The sequence below is a fragment of the Runella sp. genome (assembly GCF_027484545.1).
GTDB lineage: Bacteria > Bacteroidota > Bacteroidia > Cytophagales > Spirosomataceae > Runella.
In genome coordinates this window covers 1-6,276 of the sequence record NZ_JAIXST010000139.1, presented here as the reverse complement: position 1 = coordinate 6,276, position 6,276 = coordinate 1, and the positions used below count along the sequence as shown (strand labels likewise).

Below are 6,276 nucleotides of genomic sequence, written 5' to 3'. Positions count from 1 at the left end.
GGCACTTCGTCAAATATTTTTTTCCATTCCATCCTCAAAAATACAACCAACAACAATTATATGGCTATTTTTGACCTATGCCCTAAATTAAGATTATTAGGTGCGTTCAACCTGTTGTTTAATCAAACCTATTTGTTTTGGAAAATTTTCTGCCTTTATTAGAGCACTCTTACCTGATTTTATCGTATCCTACTACGAATTGCTCCGAGTTGAGTCTGTGTCTGATGTTCTTCATTTATACCTTCAAGAGAAGAACTATGAAGAAACAAACATGACTAAGAAACACCTATTGTCAAAAGGGTCTCTTCTGCCTGAGATTACGATTCAGGACTTTCCCATTCGAGATAAACGGGTATTTCTACATATCAAACGACGTTACTGGCTGAATACCCATACAGGCAAAGTTGAACAACGGAATTGGAATCAAGTAGCTCAAGGCACGCGAAAGACTGGTGAATTCGCGGCTTTTTTATCGGATCGTCGATGCGAAAGAGATTCATTGATACGGCGCCGAATGACATCCATACTATTGGGCGTTTTTACGGAGTTAATGGTAAAAAACTATTGCGTCAGTATAAAGATTTTCAAAGCGGATTTTAGCAATGGGATCAAAAGCCCCATGCTAAACAATGGCTTTTTTATACGCAAAATATGGGCGGCGGACCGCTACTTTGACAACCGAAGCACCAATGCTTCGACTGAATCTTTCAACGCCAAAATCAAAGCTTTTAGAAGTCAATTGAGAGGGGTAGGAAATGTAGAATTCTTGCTTTACTGACTCACTCAGTTATATGCTTAATCCAAGTTGCTCTACAACTTTTGGACTTGATTCTATCTCATTAATAACTGATTGTAATAAAATTGGATGTTGTTTAGCGGTTAGAATAATCTTAACGGCTCAAATTTTCCGTCCAATACTAATTTTGAGTCCGTTTTGAGCCAATCATCCAAGAGTGTGGCGTATACTTGCCTGAAATCAAGTTTGTATTTCAAATCGCCAGTGTCCAAATCTGTAAGGTCTGGAGCTTCGTTCAAAATAGGGCGAGTCCGTTTAGGTCCTCCAATCAGAAATACGTTGTTTGCTGTTCCGTGATCGGTACCGTTTGAAGCGTTTTGTTTCACTCTTCGTCCAAATTCACTGAAAGTTATGATCATCACATCGTCCAAACGGCTGTTGGCTGTGAGGTCATTGACAAACACATTGACTGCTTCGGCGTATTGACGCAGGAGTCTATCTTGCTGGTCGTTTTGACGAATGTGTGTATCAAAACCCGACAGCGAAACGTAATAAACACTGGTACTTACTCCCGATGTAATGAGTTCAGCAATGGTTTTCAGGCTTTTTCCTAATTCGGTAGTCGGATACATCACCCGTGACTTACTGACCTTGGCTTTGCTGTACACATACTCGGCAGAGGAAACTGTTCCTGCCAATGTTTTATACAAATAGGCGACATTATCGTGGTCATCAGCCGTAGGAATAGACCCTATATTTTTTACAACAGCGCTTTTGGTTTGACCGTACAGTTTTTCGGGGTTTTGAAGTGATAAGCCATTGACCTGTTGCCCTTTCAAAGCCAAACTCAGCGTATCGTCAATTTCCAAGGCTTGATGTGGTAAGCAACTTTGGCCTTTGCATTGAGCATCCAAATAACGACCAATCCAGCCGGTAGATAAATATTGGTCAGAGCCGCTCCCAGTTTGCCAAATATCCATAGAACGAAAATGCGAACGGTCGGGATTGGGATAACCAACGTTGTTAATCACCGAAACTAAACCGTTATCGTATAATTCTTTAATTTTTTCGAGCGCCGGATTGAACCCAATTTCATCATTGAGGCGTAAAACATTCTCCTGTTTGATAGCGATAGACGGCCGTTCGCGGTAGTAAATATCGTTGCGAAAAGGAACTACAGTATTAAGGCCGTCGTTGCCGCCGGAAAGTTGGATAATGACGACCGATTTTTCATTTAGGGATTGTTGCCCCAAATGTTGGCGTTCGTAGGCTTTCAAAAACTGCGGAATCAGTAATGAACCGGCAGTGGTAAAAGCAGAGTTTCTTAAAAATTCACGGCGTTTCATGGTGTTACATTTGGTTGGGTTTTGGGTAATTTAACACACTTGATATTCAGGTAAACCCATCAGGGCAACGGTGAGCTGTTTTATTCGCTCCGTTCGGTCATTAAAAGTTACCTGATTTTCAATTGTTTTTAGTAATAAGCTGTTTATAGGTACTTGTAACAAATAAGATGCCACTATTTTTCCCAAGTTTTCCTCGGGTACTTTGTCAAAGGCTTGAGCAAAATGGTCCCAATTCATTGTTACTTCAAATTTGTTCTTCCGCTTGACAGTTTCTTCGTTAGCATCTCCACTGTCTTTTACGCTTACATTGAGTGTTTCGTTGCGAAATAATACTTTCGGCAGTTGCATTCTTGTCAATAAACTTGAACTGTCAATCCACGATTTTCCTCCCGGCCACCCGGCTACGTTGGGGGGATTGAACAGCATTTGCCCGAGTGCTTTTTGAGTATACAGTACGGGAGTTTTGTCTGTAAAGTCCATGTGTAACGTTCGCTGCATACCTGCCAGTAACTCTACGGGCGATTTAATTTGAGCACCTATGTTGACTGAGTCGTAAAACCAATCGGAAGTGAAAACATATTCCATCAAATCGGCAATATCATAATCACTGCGAAAAAAACGTTTGGCCATGTTGGCTACGTGTTCTTCATTAATGCGCTCATTAACAAAATTACGATAGAGTTTTGTGGAGATAAAACGAGCCGTTTGTGGATTGGATAACAGTATGTCAATGACATCTTCGCCTTGAAAATTTCCCGATTTTTCAAATAGTGTTTTTGTTCCATCATCATGAAACAGTTGGTGAAATACAAACTCCCCCTGTAAATTGAACCCCCAACCCGTAAAAGCCCGAGCTGCTTCTTTGATGTCTGTCTCGGTATAATTCCCTCTGCCCAGCGTGAATAATTCCATGACCTCACGAGCAAAATTTTCATTAGGGCTTTTTTTGCGATTCTGTTGATTATTAAGGAATTGTAACATAGCCGCATCTTTAGAAATAGCCATGAGTAAATCCCCGAATTTTGCAAGTGCGTGTGTCCGTAACGTATTGTTTTGTTGTTGAATGAAAGTCGCCAATTTACTTCGACACGCAAAATGATTGTGCCAAAAAAGCGTCATCTTTTCTCTCAGAACACCTTGTCCTTGCCCCATACGCGCCACCCAGGCATCGTTTAGGTTTCCAATTGTTTCGCGGCGTTCCTGAGCAAAGTCCTTCAGCTGTTCCTTCATTTCTTCCCGATCTGTCGCTGCTGATTTAATGACTTTTTTAAGAGACATGTAAGGCACTGTTTTTACAAGGTCAAACGAATCGAATTGGCGACTGTCATGGAACAAATTTTTGACGAGCTGCCGACGTGACTTAGATAAAGCCTCCTGTACCTCGACTGGCGAAGCACCAAACCCCGCTCGCCAAAAAAGATGTTGGATAGTACGTTGGTGTTGGGTAGAGTCCATGTGATTTATAATATGGTGTTTGAAGGTTAGAGTAGGATTGTTGGAATAAGGTTTAACGCAGCGGCAAAAAAATAACCCTACCAACAGTTTGGTAGGGTTAAGAAATAGTTTGTAACAAATTGATTTTTACCAGAATACAGTATAAAGCGTTATGATAACTGCTACCACTACTAGGGCCCCTGCCGCAAAAGAACCTTTGATACGGAACATAGAAGCATCAATTTCAAGTCCTTTGTCGCTTGGTTTCCAAAGACCCAGAACAACCATAACGGCTACACAAATTAAGAAAACGATACCCATCCGATCTAAGAAAGGAACAGTGGACCAATCAGCTCCCGGAAGCCAATTGTTGTGCATGGAGAAAGCAAGTAAAAAGCCACCTACAATGGCAAATAGAGCACCTGCTGAGTTGGTTTTTTTCCAAAAAAATCCTAATAAGAATGCAGCAAAAAGACCTGGCGAAACCAATCCAGTCATTTCTTGGATAAACTGAAAGCCGCCTTTGTCTATTCCCATATAAGGAGAAATAATAATCGCCAAAATCATGGCTACAACAATCGTAACGCGGCCAATCCAGACCATTTTCTTCTCGTCGGCATCCTTCGCAATGTATTTCTTATAAATATCAAGGGTGAAAATTGTAGAAATACTGTTGGCCTTACCAGCCAATGAAGCTACTATAGCAGCCGTAAGAGCAGCAAATGATAATCCTTTCAACCCTACCGGTAATAAATTAAGAAGAACTGGATAAGCGCGGTCGGGTTTAAGTACGTTGTCATTGAGCATTTCGGCTTGAAAGAGCCCTTTTTGATAAAGTGTGTAGGCTGCTATACCAGGCAATACGACAATGACGGGCATTAGGAGTTTCAAAAATGCCGCAAATAAAATCCCTTGGCGGGCGGTTTTGAGGTCGGCGCCAAGGGCGCGTTGGGTAATGTATTGGTTACACCCCCAATAATTAAGATTTACAATCCACATTCCGCCAATCAAAACCGTCAATCCTGGCAAATACATATAGGCATCTTTTGTACCACCGTCTCCATCAGGATACGATAGTTGACTTGGTTTGAAGATCATATGGAAGTGATCCTGTGAGTTTGTAAAAATAGTATTAAGAGCACCTGAGACCCCCTCCACTCCAAACTCTTCGGACACCAAATCAAGGGCCAGATACGTAGTGGCTAAACCACCCAAAATCAAGAAGAAAACTTGAATCACATCCGTATAACCAATTACTTTCATCCCACCTACTGTAATCAGAATAGCAAATACGGATAACCCAATCATACAAGTAGTAAAGCTAATTCCTGAAATAGTTGAAACAGCCAAAGCCCCTAAAAACAGAATAGAAGTAAGGTTCACTAATACGTATAGTAGCAACCAAAAAATGGCCATTGTTAAGCTGACAGTTTCATTATAACGCTTATTCAAAAACTGAGGCATCGTAAAGATGTGGTTTTTGAGATAAATGGGCATAAAGAAAATTCCCACTACAAGAAGCGTAGCGGCTGCCATCCATTCATAGGTTGCAATAGCCAATCCGACTTTGAAACCATCTCCCGACATTCCGATAAATTGTTCAGCAGAAATATTGGAAGCAATCAATGAAGCGCCAATGGCCCACCATGTAAGGGAACCTTCAGCCAGAAAGAAGTCGGTAGTACTGGCTTCTTTGGATTTTTTTCGTTGATAAATCCAGTACCCATAGCCGGCGACTATGATAAAGTAAAAGAGAAAGACTAAATAGTCGAGGGTCTGTAGTTTTTGCATATTGCAGGCAGGAGGTTAAGTGATTGGGTTAAAAAAACAGGGTGCAAGATACCTAAATGTGTGTAAAAACGCAGAAAAAATACTATTTTATTGCTTTTCTACAAAATAATCGTTCGGTTTCCGTGGATAAATACACGGTCATTAAATACTAATTTGAGGGCTTTTGACAATACTGATTTTTCAGTGTCTTTTCCAAGGTTAGCCATGTCGGTTGCTGTAAAACGGTGATCTACTTCCTTAACATCTTGAGCAATAATAGGACCTTCATCCAGATTGTCGTTGACAAAATGGGCCGTGGCTCCAATAATTTTTACGCCCCGTTCGTAGGCTTGACGATAAGGATTGGCCCCGATAAAGGCGGGTAAAAAAGAGTGATGAATATTGACAATGCGATTGGCGTAATGTTTGACAAAATCCGAAGTTAAAACCCGCATGTATTTGGCCAAAACCAAGTATTCGGGCTTGTATATCTCAAGTGTCCGTAAAATAGCTTCTTCGTGCTCCTCGCGGGTTTTGTGTTCGTGCGAAATAAAATGAAAGGGAATACCAAATTTGCTGACCAAGGGTTGGAGTGTGTTGTAATTGCTTATAACGGCCTGAATCGTAGCATCTAATTCATCGAAGGCATACCGAATCAACAATTCACCCAAGCAGTCGTGTTCTTTGGTAACAAAGACAACCACATCTTTCTTTTTTTAGGATTGAGTCGAAGGTTCAAGCCTGTTGGCAGGGTTTGGTGTAAGTCATCCATAATTTTCCCGGGCTCCCCTTCGCCTTCAAATTCGGTTCGCATAAAGAATTGACCTGAAGGACTTACGTATTCGTCTTGGCGGATAATGTTTTGATTGTGATTATACTTAACTCACAGAGGTTTGCAAAACCAATTTTGGAGTTTTGATGATTTGAAAGTTTGTATTTATCAAAGATTTTAATTTATCTCTATAGCTGCCAATATCGGCAAAAAAGTCT

3 protein-coding genes and 2 pseudogenes are annotated in these 6,276 nt (G+C 40.9%); 1 reads left to right on the top strand and 4 read right to left on the bottom strand.

Annotated elements, in window-relative coordinates:
* Window positions 1–667: 667 nt before the first annotated feature.
* Window positions 668–778 (top strand): annotated as a pseudogene (locus Q0081_RS13060) (transposase); the annotation flags it as partial.
* Window positions 779–879: 101 nt separating this feature from the next.
* Here Q0081_RS13060 and Q0081_RS13055 read toward each other — a convergent pair.
* The 4 genes and pseudogenes from Q0081_RS13055 to purU all read right to left on the bottom strand — a co-directional run.
* A complete protein-coding gene (locus tag Q0081_RS13055) occupies window positions 880–2,082 on the bottom strand; it encodes a DUF1501 domain-containing protein (RefSeq protein WP_298353925.1) in 1,203 nt (400 codons plus the stop codon).
* A 30-nt stretch (window positions 2,083–2,112) separates the two neighbouring features.
* The gene (locus Q0081_RS13050) at window positions 2,113–3,537 is read right to left on the bottom strand and encodes a DUF1800 family protein (protein ID WP_298353922.1); all 1,425 of its coding nucleotides are present in this window, start codon (window positions 3,535–3,537) and stop codon (window positions 2,113–2,115) included.
* A 126-nt stretch (window positions 3,538–3,663) separates the two neighbouring features.
* A complete protein-coding gene (locus tag Q0081_RS13045) occupies window positions 3,664–5,307 on the bottom strand; it encodes a sodium:solute symporter family transporter (protein ID WP_298353919.1) in 1,644 nt (547 codons plus the stop codon).
* 98 nt (window positions 5,308–5,405) lie between these two features.
* Window positions 5,406–6,169: pseudogene (purU, locus tag Q0081_RS13040) on the bottom strand (formyltetrahydrofolate deformylase); the annotation flags it as partial.
* Window positions 6,170–6,276: the final 107 nt, after the last annotated feature.